Source organism: Microbispora sp. NPDC046973 (genome assembly GCF_040644495.1).
In the GTDB taxonomy this organism is placed as follows: Bacteria; Actinomycetota; Actinomycetes; order Streptosporangiales; family Streptosporangiaceae; genus Microbispora.
The window spans coordinates 565,786-587,421 of sequence record NZ_JBEYWQ010000002.1; the positions used below are offsets into that span (position 1 = coordinate 565,786).

At 73.6% G+C, this 21,636-nt stretch carries 21 protein-coding genes; 9 read left to right on the plus strand and 12 right to left on the minus strand.

What is annotated here, in order from left to right; genetic code table 11:
* Nucleotides 1-77 precede the first annotated feature (77 nt).
* On the plus strand, nt 78-788 hold the full coding sequence (locus ABZ860_RS06675; RefSeq protein WP_357216042.1) for a hypothetical protein: 711 nt from the start codon (nt 78-80) through the stop codon (nt 786-788).
* Here ABZ860_RS06675 and ABZ860_RS06680 read toward each other — a convergent pair.
* Together ABZ860_RS06680 and ABZ860_RS06685 are read right to left on the minus strand one after the other, a co-directional pair.
* Nucleotides 728-1,390 (minus strand): response regulator transcription factor, encoded by a 663-nt coding sequence (locus ABZ860_RS06680; protein WP_079314277.1) that lies wholly within the window; start codon nt 1,388-1,390, stop codon nt 728-730. The genes ABZ860_RS06675 and ABZ860_RS06680 overlap by 61 nt on opposite strands.
* A complete protein-coding gene (locus tag ABZ860_RS06685) occupies nt 1,387-2,571 on the minus strand; it encodes a histidine kinase (protein WP_357216046.1) in 1,185 nt (394 codons plus the stop codon). Before ABZ860_RS06685 ends, ABZ860_RS06680 begins: the two co-directional genes overlap by 4 nt.
* Before the next feature lie 193 nt (nt 2,572-2,764).
* Here ABZ860_RS06685 and ABZ860_RS06690 point away from each other — a divergent pair, with 193 nt between their 5' ends.
* Together ABZ860_RS06690 and ABZ860_RS06695 are read left to right on the plus strand one after the other, a co-directional pair.
* Nucleotides 2,765-4,408: a zinc ribbon domain-containing protein gene (locus ABZ860_RS06690; RefSeq protein WP_357216049.1), complete on the plus strand. Its 1,644-nt coding sequence runs from the start codon at nt 2,765-2,767 to the stop codon at nt 4,406-4,408.
* A gap of 28 nt (nt 4,409-4,436) precedes the next feature.
* Complete coding sequence (locus tag ABZ860_RS06695; RefSeq protein WP_357216052.1) at nt 4,437-6,260, plus strand: protein kinase; 1,824 nt, start codon at nt 4,437-4,439, stop codon at nt 6,258-6,260.
* Here the strand turns inward: ABZ860_RS06695 and ABZ860_RS06700 are convergent.
* The 4 genes from ABZ860_RS06700 to ABZ860_RS06715 all read right to left on the minus strand — a co-directional run bounded on the left by ABZ860_RS06700 (nt 6,250) and on the right by ABZ860_RS06715 (nt 9,787).
* The gene (locus ABZ860_RS06700; protein ID WP_357216055.1) at nt 6,250-6,930 is read right to left on the minus strand and encodes an adenosylcobinamide amidohydrolase; all 681 of its coding nucleotides are present in this window, start codon (nt 6,928-6,930) and stop codon (nt 6,250-6,252) included. The two genes, ABZ860_RS06695 and ABZ860_RS06700, sit on opposite strands and share 11 nt — an antisense overlap.
* On the minus strand, nt 6,927-7,742 hold the full coding sequence (locus ABZ860_RS06705) for an ABC transporter ATP-binding protein (protein ID WP_357216058.1): 816 nt from the start codon (nt 7,740-7,742) through the stop codon (nt 6,927-6,929). The genes ABZ860_RS06700 and ABZ860_RS06705 overlap by 4 nt, the downstream gene beginning before the upstream one ends.
* Nucleotides 7,739-8,767 (minus strand): iron ABC transporter permease, encoded by a 1,029-nt coding sequence (locus ABZ860_RS06710; RefSeq protein WP_357216324.1) that lies wholly within the window; start codon nt 8,765-8,767, stop codon nt 7,739-7,741. Before ABZ860_RS06710 ends, ABZ860_RS06705 begins: the two co-directional genes overlap by 4 nt.
* A 69-nt stretch (nt 8,768-8,836) precedes the next feature.
* A complete protein-coding gene (locus ABZ860_RS06715; protein ID WP_357216060.1) occupies nt 8,837-9,787 on the minus strand; it encodes an ABC transporter substrate-binding protein in 951 nt (316 codons plus the stop codon).
* 458 nt (nt 9,788-10,245) lie between these two features.
* Between ABZ860_RS06715 and ABZ860_RS06720 the strand changes: the two genes are divergently transcribed.
* A complete protein-coding gene (locus ABZ860_RS06720; RefSeq protein WP_357216063.1) occupies nt 10,246-11,520 on the plus strand; it encodes an acyltransferase in 1,275 nt (424 codons plus the stop codon).
* Here ABZ860_RS06720 and ABZ860_RS06725 read toward each other — a convergent pair.
* The gene (locus tag ABZ860_RS06725; protein ID WP_357216065.1) at nt 11,483-12,355 is read right to left on the minus strand and encodes a Gfo/Idh/MocA family oxidoreductase; all 873 of its coding nucleotides are present in this window, start codon (nt 12,353-12,355) and stop codon (nt 11,483-11,485) included. The genes ABZ860_RS06720 and ABZ860_RS06725 overlap by 38 nt on opposite strands.
* A 99-nt stretch (nt 12,356-12,454) precedes the next feature.
* Here ABZ860_RS06725 and ABZ860_RS06730 point away from each other — a divergent pair, with 99 nt between their 5' ends.
* On the plus strand, nt 12,455-13,036 hold the full coding sequence (locus ABZ860_RS06730; protein ID WP_357216067.1) for a histidine phosphatase family protein: 582 nt from the start codon (nt 12,455-12,457) through the stop codon (nt 13,034-13,036).
* A gap of 67 nt (nt 13,037-13,103) precedes the next feature.
* Here ABZ860_RS06730 and ABZ860_RS06735 read toward each other — a convergent pair whose 3' ends face one another.
* From ABZ860_RS06735 to ABZ860_RS06745, 3 genes are all read right to left on the minus strand, one after another.
* Nucleotides 13,104-13,379 carry a hypothetical protein gene (locus tag ABZ860_RS06735; RefSeq protein WP_357216070.1) on the minus strand — a complete coding sequence of 92 codons (276 nt, stop codon included), beginning with the start codon at nt 13,377-13,379 and terminating at the stop codon, nt 13,104-13,106.
* Between the two features lie 130 nt (nt 13,380-13,509).
* Entirely contained in the window at nt 13,510-13,743 is a 234-nt protein-coding gene (locus ABZ860_RS06740; RefSeq protein ID WP_357216072.1) for a DUF397 domain-containing protein, read from the minus strand.
* Nucleotides 13,744-14,565, minus strand: a complete 822-nt coding sequence (locus ABZ860_RS06745; RefSeq protein ID WP_357216325.1) for a helix-turn-helix transcriptional regulator — start codon at nt 14,563-14,565, stop codon at nt 13,744-13,746.
* Between the two features lie 200 nt (nt 14,566-14,765).
* Between ABZ860_RS06745 and ABZ860_RS06750 the strand changes: the two genes are divergently transcribed.
* Nucleotides 14,766-15,275: an ATP-binding protein gene (locus ABZ860_RS06750; RefSeq protein WP_357216074.1), complete on the plus strand. Its 510-nt coding sequence runs from the start codon at nt 14,766-14,768 to the stop codon at nt 15,273-15,275.
* A gap of 421 nt (nt 15,276-15,696) precedes the next feature.
* Nucleotides 15,697-18,084 carry a helicase-associated domain-containing protein gene (locus tag ABZ860_RS06755; RefSeq protein WP_357216076.1) on the plus strand — a complete coding sequence of 796 codons (2,388 nt, stop codon included), beginning with the start codon at nt 15,697-15,699 and terminating at the stop codon, nt 18,082-18,084.
* Between the two features lie 22 nt (nt 18,085-18,106).
* Here ABZ860_RS06755 and ABZ860_RS06760 read toward each other — a convergent pair whose 3' ends face one another.
* Nucleotides 18,107-19,357, minus strand: coding sequence for an ArgE/DapE family deacylase (locus ABZ860_RS06760; protein WP_357216078.1), 1,251 nt, complete (start codon nt 19,355-19,357; stop codon nt 18,107-18,109).
* 94 nt (nt 19,358-19,451) lie between these two features.
* Here ABZ860_RS06760 and ABZ860_RS06765 point away from each other — a divergent pair, with 94 nt between their 5' ends.
* Nucleotides 19,452-20,501 carry an endonuclease/exonuclease/phosphatase family protein gene (locus tag ABZ860_RS06765; protein ID WP_357216081.1) on the plus strand — a complete coding sequence of 350 codons (1,050 nt, stop codon included), beginning with the start codon at nt 19,452-19,454 and terminating at the stop codon, nt 20,499-20,501.
* Here ABZ860_RS06765 and ABZ860_RS06770 read toward each other — a convergent pair.
* A complete protein-coding gene (locus ABZ860_RS06770) occupies nt 20,498-21,145 on the minus strand; it encodes an NAD(P)-binding domain-containing protein (protein WP_357216084.1) in 648 nt (215 codons plus the stop codon). The two genes, ABZ860_RS06765 and ABZ860_RS06770, sit on opposite strands and share 4 nt — an antisense overlap.
* Before the next feature lie 93 nt (nt 21,146-21,238).
* On the opposite strand from ABZ860_RS06770, the gene ABZ860_RS06775 reads away from it, so the two are divergent.
* Nucleotides 21,239-21,634: a helix-turn-helix domain-containing protein gene (locus ABZ860_RS06775; protein WP_357216087.1), complete on the plus strand. Its 396-nt coding sequence runs from the start codon at nt 21,239-21,241 to the stop codon at nt 21,632-21,634.
* Nucleotides 21,635-21,636 lie beyond the last annotated feature (2 nt).

Below are 21,636 nucleotides of genomic sequence, written 5' to 3' on the forward strand. Positions count from 1 at the left end.
GAGCGGCGGACGAGTCCCCGGGGGTCGCTCACCTACCGTCACCGGCCGTAGGGAGACAGACCCGAAGGGGAAGATCGATGTTCAAACTGTCCGACTCGGTGGCCTTCCGGCGAAGCGTCACCGGAGTCCTACTGTTCGTCGCGCCGCTGCTGCAGTTCGTCGCGCTGCTCGTCGACCCCGGCACCTGGGGCGACGACCGCGAGATGGTCAGCTACGGCGACAACCCGGCCCTGGCCCAGCTCGAGTCGGCGCTCTACCACTGGAGCTGGTTGCTCGTCCCGATCGCGGCCTTCGGCCTGCTGCACCTGGTGCGCAAGAAGTCCGTCGTCTTCGGCCACATCGCCGGGGGCATGACGATCGTCGGCTACATCAGCGTCTCGGCGCTGCTCCTCATGGACCCCGTGGAGTGGTGGTTCGGGCAGCACTACCCCGTCGGGCAGGGCCAGAAGATGTTCGACGAGGTGTTCAACCTGCCCGGCGTCATCTTCGGCTTCACCCTGCCGTGGATCTACCTCGGCATGCTCGGCCTGCCGCTGCTCCTGCTGGCCGTCTCGCGCACCGGCTTCGTCCACTGGTGGGTGCCGGCCGTCGTCGCCGTGGGCTACGTGGCCTCGATCCCGGTGCCGTACAGCCCGCTGACGATCCCGTTCTGGGGCGCCCCCGTCATCGCCATGGGCTACCTCGGGCTCAAGGTGCTGCGCATGACGAACGCCGAATGGGCGTCGTACTACCCGAGCGCCGACCCCGGCGTCACCACGCCCGACTCGTACGCGAACACGACCGCCTGAGCGCGGTCGCGCAGGTTCAGCTTCATGAGCACGCGGGCGACGTGGGTCTTGACCGTGGCCTCGCCGACGAAGAGCTCCTTGGCGATCTCGGCGTTGGTGAGGCCCCGGGCGAGCATCCGCAGCACCTCCAGCTCGCGCGGGGTGAGCTCGGCGAGCTGCGGCGGCCGGACCGGCTCGTGCCGGCCCGCGAAGGAGGCGATCACCCGCGTGGTGACGGCGGGGTCGAGCAGGCCGTCACCCGCCGCGACGACCCTGATGGCCTCCACGAGCTGCTCGGGCGGCGACACCTTCAACAGGAAGCCGCTGGTCCCCGCGCGCAGCGCGGCGTACAGGTTCTCGTCGGTGTCGAACGTCGTCAGCATGATGACCTTGGGCGGCCGGGGCGCGTCCAGCAACTGTCTCGCCGCGGTAAGACCGTCCATCCGCGGCATCGAGATGTCCATGAGCACGACGTCGGGCTGCACCCGGCGGGCCAGGGCGACCGCCTCCGCGCCGTCGGCGGCCTCGCCCACGATCTCCATCCCGGGCTCGCTCTCGACCACCATGCGCAGACCTGCCCGGATCATCGCCTGGTCGTCGGCGAGGACGATGCGGATGGTCAATTCGTGGCCTCGCTCATCGGCACTCCCTGGGAGATCGGCAGCGTCGCGCGGACGCGGTAGCCGCCCTGCGGCAGCGGCCCGGCGTCGAGGGAGCCGCCGTACAGCTCGGCCCGCTCTCGCATGCCGATGAGCCCGTTGCCGGTGGACAGCGCCGGTCCGGCGCCCCCGCCATTATCGGTGATCTCGAGCTCCAGCCGGTCGGGGAGGTAGGCGATCCTGATGCGCGCGTCGGCGTCCCCGGCGTACTTGACCGCGTTGGTGAGGGCCTCCTGCACGATCCGGTAGGCCGACAGGTCGAGACCGGGCGCGAGCCGTACGGCGTCGCCCTCGACCTGCAGCGTGACGCGCAGTCCGGAGGATCCCACCGTCGAGATGAGGTTGGGCACCATGTCGAGCCCCGGCTGGGGCAGCGCCTCGTCCTGCGGCATCCGCAGCGCGCCGAGCATGATTCGCAGCTCCTCGACCGCCTCCCGGCCCGCCTGCTCGATGCCGCTGAGCATCTCGGCCTCCGGGGAGGGGCCGTCGTCCCGCGCCGCGCTCATCCGGCGGCGCAGCACCCCGGCCTGCATGACCATCATGCTGACGCTGTGGGCCACCACGTCGTGCAGTTCCCTGGCGATCCGGTTGCGCTCGGCGGCGACGGCCTCGGCGGCCCGGCGTTCCCGCTCCTGCTCCAGCCGCGCCGCCCGCTCGCTCATCCGGTGCGCCCGCAGGAGGTAGCCGCGCAGGGCCAGTCCCGTGGCGTACGCCGAGCCGAACATGACGGTGAGGTAGACGACCTCCTGGAACGGCAGGAACCTGTGGTCGACGGCCCCCGAGTCGAAGACGAGGATGCCTGCCAGGGCCCAGGCCCCACCCGGTCTGAACGGCAGGTGCGCGCCGATCGTGTGGAAGACGATGAGCAGCGCGGCGAGCTGCCAGACCGGGCACGACTCGTTGCCCTGCCGGTGCCAGGCGTACTGCGCGAGGATCATCAGGATGAAGACCGCCACCGGGGCCCTGCGGCGATACCAGACCAGGACGCCGGTGACCAGCGCCTGCCCGACCCACCACAGCTCGGGATTCGCGGCCGCCCCGTAGTCCTTGGCGTCCGTGAACGCCTCGAGAGTGCCCAGCGCGATGATCGCGAGGCCGATCAGGAGGTCGACGCGGGGGACCGAGCGGAAGGGGGACAAGCGCATGCGCGCAGAGTAATCCCTGCCCGGCACAGTGCGCATCAGGCAACAGACGCCCGCAATCGGCCTGCAAGTAATCGTCAAGCCACAGCACGATCATCGCGCTGTATCAAGTGGGTGTCGGTCACGATCCTCACCTTGTCGAGCACTGTCCGCGCTGGGACGCTTGAAGCGTTCCGAACAGGCATAGGAGACGCAGATGCCCCGCCTGCACTCCCTTATCGCGGGGCTGGGTGCGCTCTCGGCGCTCGCGGCGCCCATGCTCCACCCGCACCCCAGCGGTTCCACCGACCGGGTCACCCCCGGCGCCGTACGCGTGGAGTCCTCCTCGCACGTCCGCATCACGCTCCTGGACGATCGCGGCGTGATCAAGCAGCTGGCCCGGGACTACGACGTCGGCCTGGCGAAGGGCAGCGGCTTCACGGTCACGCCCGACGGCGTGGTCGTGACCGCGACCCAGGTCGTGCAGGCCGCCGAGGACCCCCGGGTGTACGCGGCCAACCGGGTGTTCGCCGAATACTTCAAGGTGAAGATCCCGGCCGACTTCAAGCGCCACTCGCTGGGCGACTCCGACCTCGACCGGCGGCTCCAGTCGTGCTACCCGCCGCAGCAGACCGACTCCACCTGCATCGCCGACGTCACGACGAACGTCACCGTCTACCCCTATCTCGACCCGCCGCCGCCCGGGGGCCTGCCCGCGCAGATCCTGACCGCAGGGACGTCCCCCGCGTCCCCGGCGGTGCTCAAGGTCACCAAGGGCGGCGAGAAGCAGTCGCTGCCCACGGTCCCGCTGGGCACGACGATCGGCGGCGCGGTCGAGTCGCTCGACGTGATGTCGCTCACCGGAAGACCGTCGGCGAAGCTGCCGCCCAAGCTCGACACCGCGCACCTCGACCCGCCGGGCAGCCGGACCGTCAAGGAGCGCGACAAGGTCGCCAAGCTGCTGGACGACGGCGCGCCCGGCGCGGGCCTCATCGACGACGGCAGGAGCGAGGTGGTCGGGTTCGTCTCCGGGGGCGGTGACGAGCCGGTGACCATCACCCCCGCCGACGACATCCGCAGCGCGCTGGTCGCCGCCGGGGTCACCCCCCGCCGCGGCCCGGTCGACGTCGTGTACGAGAACGCGCTCGCCTCCTACCACAACAAGCTCTACAGCGGCGCGATACCGGCGCTGCAGCAGGTGCTCAACCTGCGGCCCGACCACGCGGTGGCGGCCGACCACCTGCGGGTCGCCCAGTCCAAGGCGGGCACGGCGGAGGACGCCGGCGCCAGACCGGCGGCGCGCCCGGCCGCGGCGAAGCAGCCGAAGCCGTCGGTGCCGCCGTACGTGTGGGCGGCCGGCGGTGTCGTGGTCCTCGCCCTGCTGGCCGTGGGGGTCGTGCTGCTGCGCCGCAGGAGCACCGCACGGTCCGAGGGCGACGGCCGGACGGACCCGGCAATCGATGGGCACGGGATCGCCGGGCACGGGGTCGCCGCGCAGGGGGACCTCGCGGGCGAGGCCGGGTCCTACCCGCCCGGGGAGAACTCCTGGCCGCCGTACGCCGTGACGAGGGTGTTCGGGGCCGAGGCCGCCCGCTCTCCCGAGGTCGTGGGGCCGCCGCCGGGGACTCCTGTGCCCGCGGATCCGTCTCCGCCCGGCGGGCGGGCGCACCCCGCGGACCTGTCGCCGCCGCACGGGCACGCGCATCCGGCCGACCCCTCGCCGCCGCGCGGGCAGTCGTACCCGCCGAACCCCTCGCCGCCGCGAGGACAGGCACAGCTCAAGTTCTGCACGCAGTGCGGCATGCGGCTGGGTCAGGGGCACCGCTTCTGCGGCTTCTGCGGGAACCCGGTCGATTCGTGATCAACAGAGCGTTCAAGGGGGAGACCGCATGACCGAGGGGCCCGTGATGCCGCCGCTCGTCGGGCGGCGGCTCGGCGACTACACGGTCGAGGAGGTCGTCGGGCGGGGTGGCATGGCGACGGTCTACCGGGCCCGCGACCAGCGGCTCGGGCGGGCGGTGGCGCTGAAGGTGCTCGCACCGCAACTCGCGCACGACGACCGCTTCCGCGACCGGTTCGTGCGCGAGTCCCGGATGGTGGCGAGCATCGACCACCCCAACATCATCCCGGTGTACGAGGCCGGCGAGCGCGACGACCTGCTGTTCATCGCCATGCGCTACGTCGAGGGCAGCGACCTGCGCAAGCTCGTGCAGTCGGAGGGCGCGCTGCCGGTCGGGCGGGCCAACCCGCTGTTCGCGCAGATCGCCTCCGCGCTGGACGCCGCGCACGCTCACGGCCTGGTGCACCGCGACGTGAAACCGGCCAACATCCTGGTCACGCGGTCCGACCACGTCTACCTGACCGACTTCGGGCTGACCAAGAGCTCCGCGGCCGAGGCGGGGCTGACCAGCCACGGTCACTTCATGGGCACCCCGCGCTACGTCGCCCCCGAGCAGATCCGGGGCCTTCCGGTCGACGGCCGGAGCGACCTGTACGCGTTCGCCTGCGTCGTGTACGAGGCGCTCGCCGGGCAGCCGCCGTTCCAGCGGGACACCGAACTCGCGCTGCTCTACGCCCATGTGTCCCACGACCCGCCGCCGCTCACGCCGTACCGGCCGGACCTGCCGCACGGCGTGAACGCCGTGATCACCCGGGCGCTGGCCAAGTCGCCGGGCGAGCGGTTCGAGACGTGCCAGGCGTTCGTGTCCGCGCTGCGCGACGCGATCAGCGGCGGCACGGGCGACCCGGCATCGGTCTCCCCGTCCTATCCCCCGGTCCCACCGGTCTCCCCCTCGTATCCTCCGGTCTCCCCGTCCCATCCCCCGGTCTCCCCGGGATCCGCCGGGTCCCGTCCGCAGGGGTCCTATCCGCCGGTCACGCCCTCCTCGTTCCCTCCCGGCACCAGGCCGCCCGTCTCCCATCCCTCCGGCTCGGCGCCCGCGGCGTCGCGCCCGCCCGTGAGCCACCCGTCGGGCGCCGGGGCCGCGAGCCATGCGCAGGGGGCGGCGCAGGGGCACGGGTCCTACCCTCCCGGATCACCGCACTCGCAGGCGACGGTCGCCTCGGCGGCCTCCCGGGGCCACCGGCGAGGGCTGCCGCTCGGGCCGCTGATCGGCGGCCTGGCGGTCCTGGTCTCCATCGCCGTCGCCGCCGCGCTGCTGCTCACGAAGGGCGGGGACGCCGCCGCGACGTGGAACACCTACCCGGGCAGCACCGCGGCGCCGTTCACCATGTCCTACCCCTCGGCCTGGGGCGAGGCCAGGACGAACGCCGACCAGTGGATGATCGCCTCCCCGGCGGTGGACGAGTTCAACGCGCTGTTCGCGGTGCCGGGCAACACCGACTGGTCGAAGGTGAACCCCATCATCACGGGCCAGCCGGACCGGGCCACGGGCGTGTTCGCCCAGGTCAGCAACACGTTGAGCACATCCGACTCGCCCATGGAGCTCCAGGAGAGCCTGGGCCCGGCGCTTCCCGGCGTGACCACATACTACGGCGTGCCGACGCCCACGACGGTCGGGGCCAAGCCGGCGTTCCGGATCGAGGGCGTGCTCAGCGACCCCCAGCAGGCCGCGCGGCTCGACTTCATCGCCTACCTGGTCCGGCAGGGCGACACGGGCACGACCGTCCTGGTCGCGTTCTTCTGCCCGGCCGGCCGGTGCGACCGATCGATGATCGACCACATGGTGAACAGCATCACGTTCACGTCCTAGCCCGCCAGGTTCGCCAGTCCCGCGCGCCATCGAGGACGGCCTGGTGGACCGCGCGGGCGATCCGCGCGCCCCAGACGGAGCGCGGGCCGCCGAACGCCTCCGCCTGGCCCTCCTCCCGTACGGCGACGCAGACGGCGTCCGACGCGGTTCCGGTGCAGGGGAAGCCCGCTTCCAGCAGCGCCTGCGTCTTCGCCTCGGTGACCGTCATGACGGCGTTCACCAGCGCCGCGTCGGAGAACGCCACCGGCACGGCCACCAGGATGTTGACCGTCCCCGGGCGCGGCGCGCGCGCCGCGCCGACTTCGGCCGGCAGGCCGGGATCGGGCACGCCCTCGGGCGTGGCCGCCCAGGTCGGCACGCCCAGGCCGACCGTGGCGACGGCCTCCGCTCCCCCGTCGGCCGCCGCGGCGTACCGCTCCACCAGCGCCGCCGTCATCATGCCGACCCCGGGACCGCCCGGACCGAGCGCGTCCATGTGCTCGACCGGGTCCATGCGCGAGTAACCCGCGGCCACCTGCGCGTTCAGCACCCACTCGCGGTGGCCGATGCCGCCGCCCAGCATCGCCGATGAGATCATCCGCCAGCCGGGCCCGAACCGCCACAGCAGCACGCCCAGCCGCAGCCCGTCCTCCATCCGGTACGTCAGGGACGGCGGCGGGAGGCCCGTCACGCCTCCTCCACCAGCGAGGAGATCGACGGGCGGACCAGGTGGACGAGCGGGCGCCCATCGGGACCGGGCTCCACCCGCACGCGGGCGCCGAAGTGCTCGGTCAGCAGCGGCTCGGCCAGCACCCGCGCGGGCGGCCCGACCGCGACCGCGCGCCCGGCGGCGAGCAGCACGAGCGCGTCGGCGTACTGCGCGGCGAGGCTGAGGTCGTGCAGCGTCGTCACGACGGTGAGGTCGTCGGCCAGGCGCAGCCGGTCGACGAGTTCGAGCACCTGCTGCTGGTGGCCCAGGTCGAGCGCCGTGGTCGGCTCGTCGAGCAGCAGCACCGGCGCCTGCTGCACCAGCGCCCTGGCGAGCACGACCCGCTGCCGTTCGCCGCCGGACAGGTGCCCGAGCGGCCGGGACGCGAAACCGTCCAGGTCGAGCCGTTCCAGCACCGACCGCGTCACCTCGCGGTCCCGCGCGCTCTCGCTGCCGAGATAGGGGATGTACGGCGTGCGGCCCAGCAGCGCGTAGTCGTAGACCGTCATGTCGGGCGGCAGCGCCGGGTTCTGCGGGGCGTAGGCGATCAGCCGGGCCCGCCGTCGCGGGCGCAGGTCGTCCACGGCCGTCCCCTCGACGAGGACCTCGCCCTCCCTCGGCACCAGCCCGGCGACGGCCCGCAGCAGCGTGGACTTGCCCGCGCCGTTCGGCCCGATGACGGCCAGCCACCGGCCGGGCTCGGCCGACAGCGTGACGTCCGTGAGCACCCGCCGCCCGCCCAGCGTGACACCCACGCCGCGCGCCTCGACGGCCGGCACGGCCCGCCCGCTCACGTCCCCACCCGCCGGGTCACGCGCAGGACGGTGACGAAGAACGGCGCCCCGACGAACGCCGTGACGACCCCGATCGGCAGTTCGGCCGGCGCGAGCACCGTACGCGCGATCGTGTCGGCCAGCACGAGGAACGCCGCGCCGCCGAGGAACGACAGCGGCAGCACGATCCGGTAGGACCACCCGGCCAGCCGCCGGACCACGTGTGGCACCACGATCCCGACGAACGCGATCAGCCCGCTGACCGCCACCGCCGACGCGGTGGCGAGCGAGGCGGCCAGCAGCACGACGAACCGCACGCGCGCCGCGCGCAGGCCGAGGCTGACCGCCTCCTCGTCGCCGACCGACAGCACGTCGAGCAGCCGCCCGTGCAGCAGCATGACGACGGTCGACACCACGGCGTACGGCGCGATCATGCGGAGCTGGTCCCAGCCGCCGCCGACGTCGCCGAGGATCCAGGAGTAGATCCGCTGCAGCTCGTCCACCTTGAGCTGCTGGACGAAGGTCTGGATGGCGGTGAGGAACGAGGTGACCGCGACCCCGGCGAGCACGAGCGTCGCGGTGCCGCCGCCCCGGCCCGCGGTGTGGCCCAGCGCGTACGCGAGGAACACCCCGCCGACGGCCCCGGCGAAGGCGGCGATCGGCACCGCGGTCACCCCGGCGTCGCCGCCCAGGAAGACCACGACGAGCGTCACCGTGAGGCCGGCCCCGGCGGCCGCCCCGAGCAGGTAGGGATCGGCCAGCGGGTTGCGGAACACGCCCTGGTAGCCGGCCCCGGCCGTGGCGAGCAGCCCGCCCACGACGGCGGCGAGCAGCACCCGCGGCACCCGGAGCTGGAACAACAGCCCCTCCTCGACCGGTGCGAGCCCCGAGTGCACGGACACCAGCGGCAGCCGGTCGAGCAGCGCGAGCGCGATGGCGCGGGGCGAGATGCCCGCCGCGCCCGCCATCAGGCCGAGGGCGAGACTGGCCGCCAGCACGACGGACGCGACGAGCAGCGCCCGGCCGCGGGGCCGGGCCGGCGTCATCACGCCATCACCCGCCTCACCGCAGCCACAGCTCACCGCACCATCAGGGGTGTCCGCGTCGTCACCGGCTCAGCTCGCCGCCTTCTTCACGGCGTCGCCGACGGCCTGGGCGAGGTCGGCGACGCGCGGCCCCCAGCGGGAGGCGACGTCGTCGTCCAGCTCGACCACGCGGTCCTGCTTGACGGCCGACAGACCGGACCAGCCCGGCCGCTTGGCCAGCGCGGCGGCGTTCTGGCCGCAGCACTTGGTGTCGCCGAGGAAGATCAGGTCGGGGTCGGCCTTGGCGACGAACTCCGCCGACAGCTTGGGGTAGCCGCCCGCCGCGTCGGGGGCCTCGTCGGCGATGTTCTTCAGCCCGAACAGGCTGTAGATCTGCCCGATGAACGTGCTCGACGTCGCCGCGTAGGGCGTGGTGTCCAGCTCGTGGTAGTACGTCAGGTCCTTGCCCTTCGGCGCCGCGGCGACGAGCGCGTCGATCTTCTGCTTGACGCCGCTCGCCACCTCGTCGGCCTTTGCCGCGTTGCCGGTGGCCGCGCCGAGGTCCCTGATCTGGTCGTAGGTGTCGTCCAGCTTCGTCGCGGCGGGTTCGAGCAGCACCGGCACGCCGACCTTGCCGAGCCCGGCGACCACGCCCTCCAGGTCGTTGGCGAGCACCACGAGGTCGGGCTTGGCGGCGACGATCGCCTCAACGTTGGGCTTGAATCCCGACAGCGAGGTCTTGGGCGCCTCGGGCGGGTAGTTCGACTGGTCGTCCGCCGCCGTCACCTGCGCGCCCGCGCCGATCGCGAACAGGATCTCGGTGGCCGTCGGGGACAGCGACACGATGTGCTCGGGCCTCTTGGCGATGGTCACCGCCCCGTTGCCCGCCTGGATCGTGACGGGGAAGGCGCCCTGTGCGGCGCTGTCCGAGGCGGCGGGGGTGGGGGGCGCGGACGTGGCGGCGCCGTCGGTCTGGCCGCAGCCGGCCAGAGCGAGCACGCCCAGCACCACACCCGCGACGGCCGTGCGTACGGGCCTCACGAGGTCCTCCAACAGGGGGAATGCCGGGAATCGAGGGACCCGCTGGAAGCGACGGATCACCCTTTTCCACGAGGGTCGATGGCGTCGGCGCGCAGCGCAGGCGACCTGGCTCGTCCCCGGGGGCGGGGAACCACAGTTGCGGGACAGCGCCGGGTTCTCACCGGACTTCGCTGCGCGGCGCGCGTCGGACGCAACGGTACCAATCCCTCACGCGGCGTCCACCCCCGCCCCGGGGCCCGCCGCCCCGGGCGGACGACGCTCCACTCGGACGGGCCGCCTGCCTGGGCGTACGCGGGGGCGGTAGGGCAGGCCCTACCCCGGCGGGTAGGGGGCCGCCCATGATCGGAAGTAGGGACCGCGTCGCTGTGCCGGGCGGGGCCGCGGCGGGACGCTTGACACCCGACCCCGCCGCCCGCGGTCGAACACCCCGGCGGCCCGACCACCGAAGGCGGCCCCCCGTGTCCCTGACCATGCTTCCTCCCGCACCAGGAAGGACCCCGGCCGCGCCCGCGCCACGGGACCGCTTCATCGACGTCCTGCGCGTCTTCGGGATGGTCCTCGTGGTCGTCCAGCACTGGACGATGCCGGTCCTGTCGTACGCCCAGGGGCGGCTCACCACGGGCAACGCCCTGGCGGCGGTTCCGTATGTCACCTGGATCTCGCAGGTCATGCCGCTGGTCTTCTTCGCCGGGGGCGCGGCCAACGCGATCAGCTTCCGGTCCGCCGTCCGCCGGGGCGGCACGGCCCGCGAATGGACGGCGCGGCGGGTGCGCCGCCTGGCCTGGCCGGTGGTGCCGCTGGCGGTCGTGTGGCTGCCGCTCCCCCACCTCCTGGTGGCCCTCGGCGTGCCCGCGCAGCCGGTGGAGGTGGCCGCGCGGACGGTCGGCCAGCTGCTGTGGTTCCTGGCGGTCTACCTGCTGGCGGTGGTGGCCACGCCGCACCTGCTGCGGATGCGGACCGGGGTGGCCCTGCCGGTGCTGGCGGGCGGCGCGGTGCTGATGGACGTGGTCCGGTTCTCCGGCCTGGAGGCCGCCGGCTACCTCAACGTGGCGTTCGTCTGGCTGGCGGTCCACCAGGTCGGGTTCCGGTACGCCGAGGGCGGCCTCGAGTGGCTGACGGGGCGGCGGGCCGCCGGGCTCGCGGTGGCCGGGTTCGCGATGGTGGCGGCCCTGGTGGCGACCGGGCCCTATCCCGCCAGCATGATCGGGATGCCCGGCATGATCTCCAACATGGCCCCGCCGAGCGCCTGCCTGCTCGCGCTGTTCGCCGGTCAGCTCGGCCTGGCGATGCTGCTGCGCCCCGCCGTCACCGCGCTGGCGGCCCGGCCGAGGGCCGAGGCGGTGCTCACCGCGCTCGCGCCGCGCATGATGACGGTCTACCTGTGGCACATGACCGCGCTCGTCGCCGTCGCCGGTGCGGCGACCGTCGGCTTCGGGCTGGCGACCCCGCACGCCGGCTCGGCGGCCTGGTGGAGCGCCGTCCCCCTGTGGCTGGCCGCCCTGGCGCTGGTCCTGGTCGCGCTCACCGCGCTGCTCGGCCGCTTCGAGGAGCCCGTGGGCGCCGCAGCCCACCGGCACGTGCTGACCGCCGTCCCGCTCGTCGGCGGCGCGCTGCTCACCCTCACGATCACCGGGTTCGCGCCCGGCCCCGCGCCGCTGGTCGCGTCCGTCGCCCTGCTCGCGGGGCTGACCCTGGTCAGCCGGCCCGCAGCTGCCGCTCGACGTCGTCGATGATCTCCTGCAGGCGCAGGCCGTGGCGGGCGTCGAGCGGATGCCCGCCGCCGTCGCGTACCGTGCCGGCGAACTGCCGGACCGCCTCGGGGAAGACGTCGCCGAGCTCGGAGCCGAGCAGCGAGGCGCTGCCGAGCCGTCCGTACACGTCGATGCGGCTGGGCGGGGTCTCGCCCTCGGCGGCCATGCTCAGCGACGCCTCGCTGACCGCGCCGCTCTCGTGCTCGAGCAGCAGGCCGACCCAGCCGAGCGGGTCGCCGTGGGCCTTGACCGCGACCACCCGGCCGAGCGCGGCGTCGAGCAGGTCGATCATGTGCGGGCCCACGTCGAGCACCGCGCCGCGCTCCAGCCGCCAGGGGGTGGCGAAGGGGCCGCCGCGCAGGCTTCCGGAGATGTTGGCGGCGTGCCCGCCGAAGGGCTCGATCCGCCGGGCCCGGTCGAGGAAGCCGGCCGTCGCCGCCGAGTAGCGGAACGTGAAGAGCATCTGGGAGGCGACGCCCGCCTCCTCGATCGCCCCGGCCAGGCGCCGGGCGCCGTCGAGGTCGGCCGCGAGCGGCTTCTCCAGCAGCAGCGCCCTGCCCGCCCGGGCCGCGAGCACGCCCAGCTCGGCCTGCACGGCGGGCGGCACGCAGAAGGCGACCGCCTCCGACGCCGCGAACAGGTCCTCCAGCCGCTCGAAGGCGGGCGCGCCGTGGGCGTCGGCCAGCGCTCGCGCCGCCTCGGGCCTGCGCGCCCACACCCCGGACAGCGTCGTGTGCGGCCCGGCCGCGAGGGCGGGCGCGTGGACCATCCCCGCCCACGGTCCCGCACCGACGAGTCCTACCCGCACCGGCTCCATGGCGCCCCCTTTCCGCGGGGACCCTACTGCAGGCCACGGGCGGACGGTCAAGGGGGCCGCCGCGCGTGAAATCGGCCGTACGGGCAAGATGGAGGCTCTATGAACGTCATCCTGCTGAGGCACGGCGAGACCGAGTGGAGCAGGGCCGGGCGGCACACGGGCCGCACCGACCTGCCGCTGGCACCCCACGGCGAGGAGGAGGCGCGCGCCCTGTCCCGCCTGGTGGCGGACCGGTCGTTCGCGTTGGTCCTCGTCAGTCCCGCGCAGCGGGCCCGCCGTACGGCCGAACTGGCCGGGGCCGGGCCGTACGAGGTGGACCCGAACCTGTGGGAGTGGGACTACGGCGGCTACGAGGGCATCTCCACCGCCGACATCCGCGAATCACGCCCCGGCTGGTACGTCTGGCGCGACGGCGTCGTCCCGGGAGACGAGGCGCACCCGGGTGAGACCGTCGAGCACGTCGGGGAGCGGGCGGACAAGGTCCTCGCCCGGATCCGCTCGGCGGACGGCGACGTCCTGGTCGTCGCGCACGCCCACATCCTGCGTGTGCTGGCGGCCCGCTGGCTGTCGCTGCCGGCCGACCACGGCAGACACCTGCGCCTCGACACCGGGACGTACTCCGTCCTCGGCTACGAGCACGACGACGAGCCCGTCCTGCTCCGCTGGAATGCGCCGGCCTGAAACGTGCTGGCTGAGAACGTGCCGGCCTGAATCAGGCCTTCCGATCACGCGCGCCTGGGAACGCGTGTCACGCCTGGACGACCGGCTGGGGTTGCGGACCTCGGCCGGTCAGCCATTCCAGGACCGTGCGGTGGCCGCGCCGGGCGTCCTCGAAGTGCCCCCACCGCCAGTACCTGGGTTGCTCCCGCACCCCGGTGACCCATGTCCGGTACGCCACCGACCTGGGCCGCCCGTTCTCCGGGTCGGCCGGTGCGGCGACTCCGTAGGTGCGGATCACCACGCGGCCTCCGGGTGCGAACAGCACGTCGTCGGCCACCGGGTAAACAGTCATCTGGTCCAGCACGGGGTCCCCCTTGTGAGCTTTCCTGGGACCAACTGTGCCGGATCCGTGTTACGCCTCCCGCGTCGCGCTGTTACGCCCGTGAGAAGCGGGTGAACACGGGGTTATCCCCAGAACCGGTCAGACCATCCGATCAGACCAGGAGGCCGTCGAACTCGCCGTCCTTGACCCCGAGCACCAGGGCCCGTATCTCGTCACGGGTGTAGATGAGCGCCGGCCCGTCGGGATAGCGGGAGTTCCGGACGGCCACGCTGCCGTCGGGAAGCTCGGCCAGCTCCACGCAGTTGCCGGTCGAGTTGCTGTGGGCGCTTTTCCGCCAGGTGACCCCGGCGATGTCGGTTGCGGGCATCCCGTTATAGGTGTGCATTCATGTCTCTCTGAGAAGTTCGCCGAGGATCTCGGCAGTGCCGCCGGGCGTGGTGCTCTCCACGCACAGCTGCTCCATGGCCGTGAGGTAGGGATCGATGTCCTCACGTTTGTCCAGGTAGAGCGCACCCCAGAGCTGCTCGACGTAGACCACGTCCGAAAGGTCGGACTCCGGGAAGCGGAGGATGGTGAACGCGCCTCCCTCGGCCGCGTGCATCCCGTAGCGAAGGGGCATCACCTGAAGGGTGATGTTGGGCAGCGTGGACACCTCCAGCAGGTGCTGGAGCTGTTCGCGCATCGTCGCACTCCCTCCGATGGGCCGCCTGAGCGCGGCCTCGTCGATGACGGCCCACAACCGGGGGCCGTCCTTGCGCGTGAGCCGTTCCTGCCGCTGCATCCGCAGATGGACGCGCTGTTCGAGCTCGTCCTCCGAGGCGTCCGGATAACCGAGCATGATCACCGAGCGGGCGTACTCCGCCGTCTGCAGCAGGCCGGGCACGAACTGCACCTCGTAGGTGCGGATCACGCTGGCGGCCTCCTCCAGGCCGATGTAGGTGACGAACCAGTTCGGCAGCACCTCGCCGAACTTGTGCCACCATCCGGGCGTGTTCGCCTCGCGGACCATCTCCAGCAGGCCACGCCGCTCGGCGTCGTCGTGGACGCCGTACAGCGTGAGGAGGTCTTCGACGTCACGTGTCTTGAACCCGACCCGGCCGAGCTCCATCCGGCTGATCTTCGACTCCGAGGCACGGATGTGGAATCCGGCGACCTCGCGGGTCAGGCCCCGCTGCTCACGCAGCCGGCGAAGGCTCGCGCCGAGCATGATGCGTCGAACGGTGGAACCGGATCCGGGCGGATCTATGGACACGTGCTATTCCTCCGCTTTGTGGACTGGTTCACAGTCTGTCAAAGATCGCCCCCTTCGTCCCAGTGGTGTTCGGGGGTAACCGTAGCGCTTGCACAACGCGCTTGCACGTGCATTCGCTCTTGCACATGCACGGGAGTGTCCCTCATCATGATCCCGTGCAGTCCACGAACCTGACTCGTGGCCAGAACCAGTGGTCGGCGCTCGACTGGTGGCCGCCTATCGGCTGGTGGCCGGAGCCCGCCCGCGATCTCCTCGACCCCGGGTCGGCCACGGCCAGCGCCACCTTCGTCCTGCCGCCGCGCGCGGAATCGGTCCACTCGGCGCGCAGCTTCACCGCCGGGACCCTTTCGGGCTGGCAGTTGGCGGACCTGCTCGACGGGATGGAACTGGTCGTCTCGGAACTGGTCACCAACGCCCTGCGGCACGGCATGACGCTCGCGGACGGCCGCGCGCGGGAGGCCATGCGGCTGTCGCTGATCCGGCGGGGCGCGCACGTGACCTGCGCGATCACCGACCCCGGGTCGTCCGCGCCGGTGCTGCGGGATCCGGCGCCCTTCGAGCCGGGCGGCCTCGGGCTGCACATCGTGGAGTCGCTGAGCGTGTGCTGGGGATGGTGCCCGCTCGTCCCGCAGGGCAAGGCGGTGTGGGCCGTACTGGCGGCCTGAACACCGGCCTGCGGACGGACGGCGGGGCCACGCGCTTCGCCGGAGGATCCGGCCGCCCCGCGCGGGGAGCGACCGCTCTCCGGTCGGAGGCAGCGGAAAACCTAACCCGATCGCCAGATCTACCTATCGCCGGTCATGGTCCGCCGGCCGAAGAGCGCTCCCGTGCAGCCCGGAATGCATGGGAGCGCCCTCCGGCCGGCGGCCCGGATTCCCCGGAACCGCCCCTGAGGCCGCGCGCGGCACGCGATGATGGGCGGAGAGCGGGCCGTGACGGCCCGGCGGCGTGCTCGTTCCCCATCGATCGGCGGAGAAATATCGTGATCTCGGGATCCGTGACTTTGCGCTCATTGTCCGCCCACGGACCCCGCCGAGACTGTGATCTGCACTACGGTGGCTTCCTGGGACTCCCGAGAGATCAACAATGGACGATCACCTAATCGGCTGGCTGACCAGTCTTGACGAAGACAGGCTCGCCCGCGTGCTGGCCAACCGGCCGGACGCGATCGCCGCGCCGTGGCCCCGGCGCCTGGACGCCCTCGCGCAGCGTCTGACCGACACCTTCGCCGTCATGGAAGTCATGCGCGGCCTCCCCCTCCCCCCGCTCGAACTCCTGCAGGCGTGCCTGGTCATCGGCGGCCGCCCGACCGAGGACGAACTGGCCCGCTTCCTCGGGGTGAGCACCTCGGCGGTGATCCCCTGGCTCGACCACCTCTACGACCACGCCGTCGCCTGGCCCGGCCGCGACGGCAGGATCACGGTGGCCGGCGCCGTCGCCCGCTGGTGGACCGCGCCGTGCGGCCTGGGCGAGCCGCTCGGCGCCTACCTCGACTCCTGGAAGCTCAGCACCGACGCGCTGCGCCGCATGTGCCGCGTGCTCGATCTGTCCCCGCACGGCGGCAGGCGCCAGGTGGTCGCCCGGATCACCGCGCTGCTGGGCGACTGCGAACGCCTGGGGTCGCTTCTCGACGACGCCCCCGACGGCACGCTCGGCATGCTCGACGACTTCGCGTGGGACGGCCCGGTCCGCAGCGTGAACGGCAACCGGTTCATCACGCCGGGGACGCCGGAGAAGTGGGCCCTCGACCGCGGGCTGCTCTTCCGCACCCAGTGGGACCTGGCGGAGATGCCGCGCGAGGTCGCGCTGGCGCTGCGCGGCCCCGACTACCGCGGGCCGTTCACGCCCTACCCGCCCGACCTGGCCACGGCCGAGGCGGACGCCGACGCCGTCGAGCACGCGATGTGCCTGGCCGCGCCGCACGTGCTCGACCGGGCCACGGCGCTGCTGGAGAACGTCGACAAGACGCCGCTGCCGCTGCTGAAGAACGGCGGGGTCGGCGTGCGGGAGATCAAGCGCCTGGCCAGGGAGACCGGCTGCGCCGAGGACGAGACCCGGCTGCTGCTGGAGGTCTGCGCGGTCGCCCGGCTGATCGCGATCGACGAAGAGGCGGGCGGGCTGACGCCGGCCGGCCGGTACGACGCGTGGCGGCTGGAGGAGGCGCCCCTGCGGCTGCGCGTCCTGCTGGCCGGCTGGTGGCGGATGGAGCGCTCGTCGCTGCGCCGGGTGGACGGCCGCCACCCCGCCGCGCTCGGCGACGACCCCGCCGGCGAGACGATCGCCAGGATCCGGTGGGCCCTGTTCGCGGCGCTCGCCGAGATCCCCGAGGGCAGGGCCTTCGCGACGCTGCCGGAGCTCGTGCAGCGGGTGCACTGGCGCGCCCCGCTGCTCGACCGGGAACTGCTGGACGGCTGCGCGGCGGCCGTGCTCGGGGAGGCCCGCCTGCTGGGTCTCGTGGCCTGCGACGCGCTCACCGGTCTCGGCCGGGCGCTCGCCCCGCTCGCGGGCGTGGCCGGGGACGAGAGCCGCGAGTGCGTGCCCGAGGTGGAGCACGACCCGGCGCTGGCGAAGGCCGCCACGCACGCCATGGCGAGCGCGCGGCGCACGGCCCTGTTCGGCGCCGACCTCACCGCGGTGGTGACCGGCCCTCCGTCGGTCGAGCTCGCCGCGCTGCTCGACCGCGCCGCCGACCGCGAGTCGCAGGGCTCGGCGTCGGTGTGGCGGTTCAGCCCCGCGAGCGTACGGCGGGCCCTGGACGGCGGCGACACGGCCGACACGCTCATCGCCGACCTGTCGGAGGCCGGATCGCTGCCCCAGCCGCTGACCTACCTGATCAGGGACGTGGCGCGGCGGCACGGCGAGGTCACGGTGTCGTCGGTCGGCTGCATCGTCCAGGGCTCCGACCCCGCGTTGCTCGCCGAGATCGCCGCGCACCGGAAACTGGCCAAGCTGGGCCTGCGGCTGCTGGCGCCGACCGTGCTCGCCGGCGCGGCGCCCGCCGCGGCCACGCTGGCCGCTCTCAGGGAGGCGGGCTACGCCCCCGTGCCGGTGGACGACACCGGAGAGATCACCATCCGGCGTGAGCCGCAGGGCGGGCGGCTGATCCTCCTGCCCGGCGGGCGGGTCGCCGAGCTCGAACCTCCCGGGCCGCTGCTGGAGCCCCCGCCGGACCCGCGCGAGCACGCCAGGCGGCTGCTGGTCAGCGGCGGCCCGGTGGCGGCCGCGGCGCAGCCCCGCCAGACGTGGGCCGTCATCGGGCGCATGGCGACCAGGCTCCCGGCCGCGCAGCAGTCGCTGCTCGGCTTCGTCGTGGACCGCGACGTCCGCGCGATGATCACGCTGGCCGACGGGGTCACCGCCACGGTCAGCCACGGCGAGCTGCGCAGCGGCGTGCTCGACGCGTGGTGCGAGGAGGCCGGCGACTACCTGGAGTTCCCGCTCAACGAGATCGCCTCGGTCACCGCCGACTGCTGACACACCGTTGGGCGGCACATGCTCAGCGCACGCCGCAGCGGCGCAGCACGAGCAGGGCCAGGGCACGGGTGACGTCGCGGACCTCCCGCAGGTCGACCTGCTCGCGCGGGGCGTGCGCGAACCGCACGTCGCCCGGCCCGTAGTGCAGGGTCGGCACGCCCGCCCCCGCGTACAGGCGCAGGTCGCTCCCGTACGGCGCGGCGGTGCGGGCCGGCCGCGCCCCGGTCGCGTCGGCCACCGCGCGGGCCGCCTCCTCCGCCAGCGGGTGCCCCTCGGGCAGCCGGCCGCTGGCGAACTGTCCGCCCGGCCAGGTGACGCGTACGGGGTTGTCGCGCAGCCAGGGGTCGTCCAGATCGGCGAGCGCGCTCTCCAGGGCGGCGCGGGCGTCGGCCGGGTCCTCGTCGAGCCGGACGCCCAGCCGTCCCTCTGCCACGAGCAGGTCCGGCACGGTGCTCGCCCAGTCGCCCGCGCGCACGGTGCCGATCTCGATCGGGTACGGCAGCGGGTTGCCCGCGAAGAGGGAATCGGGATCGGCGTTGCGCTCGCGTTCGAGCCGCCGGACGGCCCGGAGCACCGGCACGAACGCCTCGACGGCGTTGACCCCCTCGTAGCGGGTGGCGCCGTGCGCGGCCCGGCCCGCGACCTCCAGGCGGAAGGTCAGCGCGCCGGCGTTGGCGGTGATCAGCTTCCCGCTCGTCGGCTCGGTGATGACGGCCGCCTCCCCGGTGTGGCCCCTGGCCAGGGTGGCGAACGCGCCGAGCCCGCCGTCCTCCTCGCTGACCACGCAGTGGACGGCCAGGGGACGCGCGAGCCGCACGCCGGCCACGCGCAGCGCGCGCGCCACGGCGAGGTTGGCGGCGAGACCGGCCTTCATGTCGCAGGCGCCCCGGCCGTGCAGGGTGGTCGCGGTGAGGCGGGCGCCGAACGGGTCCTGCCCCTCCCACTTGCCCGGATCGCCGATCGGCACGACGTCGGCGTGCCCCTGCAGGATCAGCGCGGGCGCGCCCTCGCCCTCGGTGACGCCGACGACGCCGTATCCCTCGGCGCGCTCCGCCTCCATGCCGGGGAACCCCTCGCGGGACCGGAGATCGTCGAGGTCGAGCTTCCACATGTCGACGTCGAGGCCCCATTCGGCGAGCATGCGGGCGCACCTGTCCTGCAGGTCCGACTCGGCGTCGGTTCCGGTGACGCTCGGCACTCTGACCAGGTCGGCCAGCAGGCGCACGGTCTCCGCCTCGTCGACCGCGTCCAGGACTCTCGCTTCGACATCCATGCCGGAGACTGTACGGCCTGCCCCGAACGGCGTGGAGCCCCCGGACGCACGTGCAGACCGTCGTACGGTGGATCTTTCGGGAAGGAGTCCGGGGATGGCGAGACTGACAGCCGGCTGGGTGGGCCGCCCGGGGGTGTGGCGCGGCCTGCTCGCGTGGCCGGCGGTCGCGCCGTTCGCGCTGTGGGCCCTGCTGCGGCTGGTGCCCGGCGACGTCGATTTCCGGTGGGTGCAACTGGTGGCGTTCACGCCGTACGTCGCCCTCGCCTCGGTCGTCGCGCCGCTGGTCGCGCTGCTCGTGCGGCGCCCGGCGGCGCTGGTCGCGGGTCTGGCGGTCACCGCGACGCTGGCGGCCTGCGTGCTGCCCCGCGCGCTTTCGGACCCGTCCCCGCACGACGCGGCCGGCGCGGGCGTGCGGGCGGCCGGCGCCCTGGGCACATCGGGGACGCAGACCCCGGCCCTGCGGGTCCTGTCGGCCAACCTGCTCTACGGCTCCGTCCCGCCCGACGCGCTGGTGGACCTCGTGCGGCGGCTGCGTCCCGACGTCCTGACGCTGCAGGAGCTGACCCCGCAGGCGTCGGCGGGCCTGCGCGCGGCGGGCCTGACCGCGCTCCTGCCGTACGCGGACGACCGGGCACAGGAGGGTTCGGGCGGCTCCGGGCTCTTCACGCGGTTCCCCCTGCGACCGGAGAAGCTCATGGCCGTCAACGGCCGCCGGCAGGCGGCGGGCGTCGTCGAGGTCCCCGGCGCCGGACCCGTCACCGTCGTGTCCGTGCACCCGTGCGCGCCGCGCTACGCGTTCCGGTTCAGGTGCTGGTCGAAGACGCTCGCCTCGCTGCCCGCTCCGGGCGGGCGCGTACGGATCCTGTCCGGCGACTTCAACGCCACGCTCGACCACGCCAGGGTCAGGCGCCTGCTCGACGCGGGCTACCGGGACGCCGCCGACGCGACCGGCAACGGCCTGATCGGCACCTGGCCCTACCGGAGGTCGTCGGACTTCAACGGCCTGCCGGTGCCGCCCGTCACGATCGACCACATCCTGGTGGACCCGCGCGTCGCCGTCCGGGCGTTCGGGGTCCACCGGCTGCCGGTGACCGACCACCGGGCGATCTTCGCCGAGCTGGTCCTGCCCGCGACGGGCGCCTAGCCCTGCGGGGCCCGTTCCGACGCCGGGAAGGCGAACCGCGGCTCCGCTCCGGACCACCACGCCCCGATCGCGAACGCCGCCGTCGCCTCGATGTAGACCGCGCGCGACAGCCCTCCGCAGGGCATCGGCGTGCATCCCATCGACGCGATCAGCGCGGCGGTCCTGTCGAGGCTCGCCGGATCGTCGCCGCAGAACGGCACGGCCAGCGGAGCTCCTTCGAACGCCGGCCGCGGCAGCGTCCAGACGCTGTCGTGGCACAGGTTGAACGCCTTGACCACGTGGGCGCGCGGCGCCGCGTCCGCCATCAGCCGGGCGACCGAGGTCGTGCCGCCGGTCGTCAGCGTCAGCCCGTCGTCGCCCGGCTCGACGGGGTTCGAGCAGTCGACGACGGTCCGCCCGGCGAGGGCGGCCGCGAGCCCGTTCACCAGCCGCGGCGCCACGCCGGCGGGAACCGCCGCGAGGACGAGTTCGCCGTGTGCCGCCGCGTCCGCGAGCGATCCGTCCATCGCGGCGCCGATGCGGGCCGCCGTCCGGGCCGCCGCGGCCCGGTCGCGCCCGCCGACGAGCACGTCGTGGCCCGCGCGGACCCAGGCGCCGCCCAGTGCCGTGGCCATCCCGCCCGTGCCGAGGATGCCGATGCGCATGTGCGTCTCCGTTCCGAGGTGAACCAAGGCCCACGACGTTAGAGCGGCCGACGCACACCACACGGTGTCTTTCGCACCGGGCAGGATGGGGCCATGGACGAGTTCCCCGACGAGCGCGCGTTCACCTCCGACTGCCGGGCGCGCCTCGCGTTCGAGGTGCTCGCGAACCGCTGGGACAGCGTCGTGGTCTACACGCTCGGCGAGGCCGGTCCGTTGCGGCCGCGGCAGCTGCGCGCCCGGATCGGCGGAATCTCTCCCAAGGTCCTCAACGAGGCGCTGCGCCGCCTGGAGTACAACGGCCTGGTCGAACGCCGGGCGTACGCCGAGGCGCCGCCCCGCGTCGACTACGCGCTGACGGAGGCGGGCACGGCTCTGCTCGCCCCCATGCGCGCGATGGGCACCTGGGCCGTGCGCCACGGGGACGCCGTGCTGGACGCCCAGGACCGGTACACGGCGCGGGAACGGGAGCGGCGCAGCACCGGAGCGTGAGG

What these genes read in the sequence shown, in the direction of transcription:
- ABZ860_RS06710 (WP_357216324.1), bottom strand. Translation starts at nt 8,767, where the DNA reads ATGACGCCGGCCCGGCCCCGCGGCCGGGCGCTGCTCGTCGCGTCCGTC.
- ABZ860_RS06675 (WP_357216042.1), top strand. Translation starts at nt 78, where the DNA reads ATGTTCAAACTGTCCGACTCGGTGGCCTTCCGGCGAAGCGTCACCGGA.
- ABZ860_RS06745 (WP_357216325.1), bottom strand. Translation starts at nt 14,565, where the DNA reads ATGCTCGGCGCGAGCCTTCGCCGGCTGCGTGAGCAGCGGGGCCTGACC.
- ABZ860_RS06775 (WP_357216087.1), top strand. Translation starts at nt 21,239, where the DNA reads ATGGACGAGTTCCCCGACGAGCGCGCGTTCACCTCCGACTGCCGGGCG.
- ABZ860_RS06755 (WP_357216076.1), top strand. Translation starts at nt 15,697, where the DNA reads ATGGACGATCACCTAATCGGCTGGCTGACCAGTCTTGACGAAGACAGG.
- ABZ860_RS06695 (WP_357216052.1), top strand. Translation starts at nt 4,437, where the DNA reads ATGACCGAGGGGCCCGTGATGCCGCCGCTCGTCGGGCGGCGGCTCGGC.
- ABZ860_RS06725 (WP_357216065.1), bottom strand. Translation starts at nt 12,355, where the DNA reads ATGGAGCCGGTGCGGGTAGGACTCGTCGGTGCGGGACCGTGGGCGGGG.
- ABZ860_RS06730 (WP_357216067.1), top strand. Translation starts at nt 12,455, where the DNA reads ATGAACGTCATCCTGCTGAGGCACGGCGAGACCGAGTGGAGCAGGGCC.
- ABZ860_RS06760 (WP_357216078.1), bottom strand. Translation starts at nt 19,357, where the DNA reads ATGGATGTCGAAGCGAGAGTCCTGGACGCGGTCGACGAGGCGGAGACC.
- ABZ860_RS06740 (WP_357216072.1), bottom strand. Translation starts at nt 13,743, where the DNA reads ATGCACACCTATAACGGGATGCCCGCAACCGACATCGCCGGGGTCACC.
- ABZ860_RS06690 (WP_357216049.1), top strand. Translation starts at nt 2,765, where the DNA reads ATGCCCCGCCTGCACTCCCTTATCGCGGGGCTGGGTGCGCTCTCGGCG.
- ABZ860_RS06765 (WP_357216081.1), top strand. Translation starts at nt 19,452, where the DNA reads ATGGCGAGACTGACAGCCGGCTGGGTGGGCCGCCCGGGGGTGTGGCGC.
- ABZ860_RS06685 (WP_357216046.1), bottom strand. Translation starts at nt 2,571, where the DNA reads ATGCGCTTGTCCCCCTTCCGCTCGGTCCCCCGCGTCGACCTCCTGATC.
- ABZ860_RS06770 (WP_357216084.1), bottom strand. Translation starts at nt 21,145, where the DNA reads ATGCGCATCGGCATCCTCGGCACGGGCGGGATGGCCACGGCACTGGGC.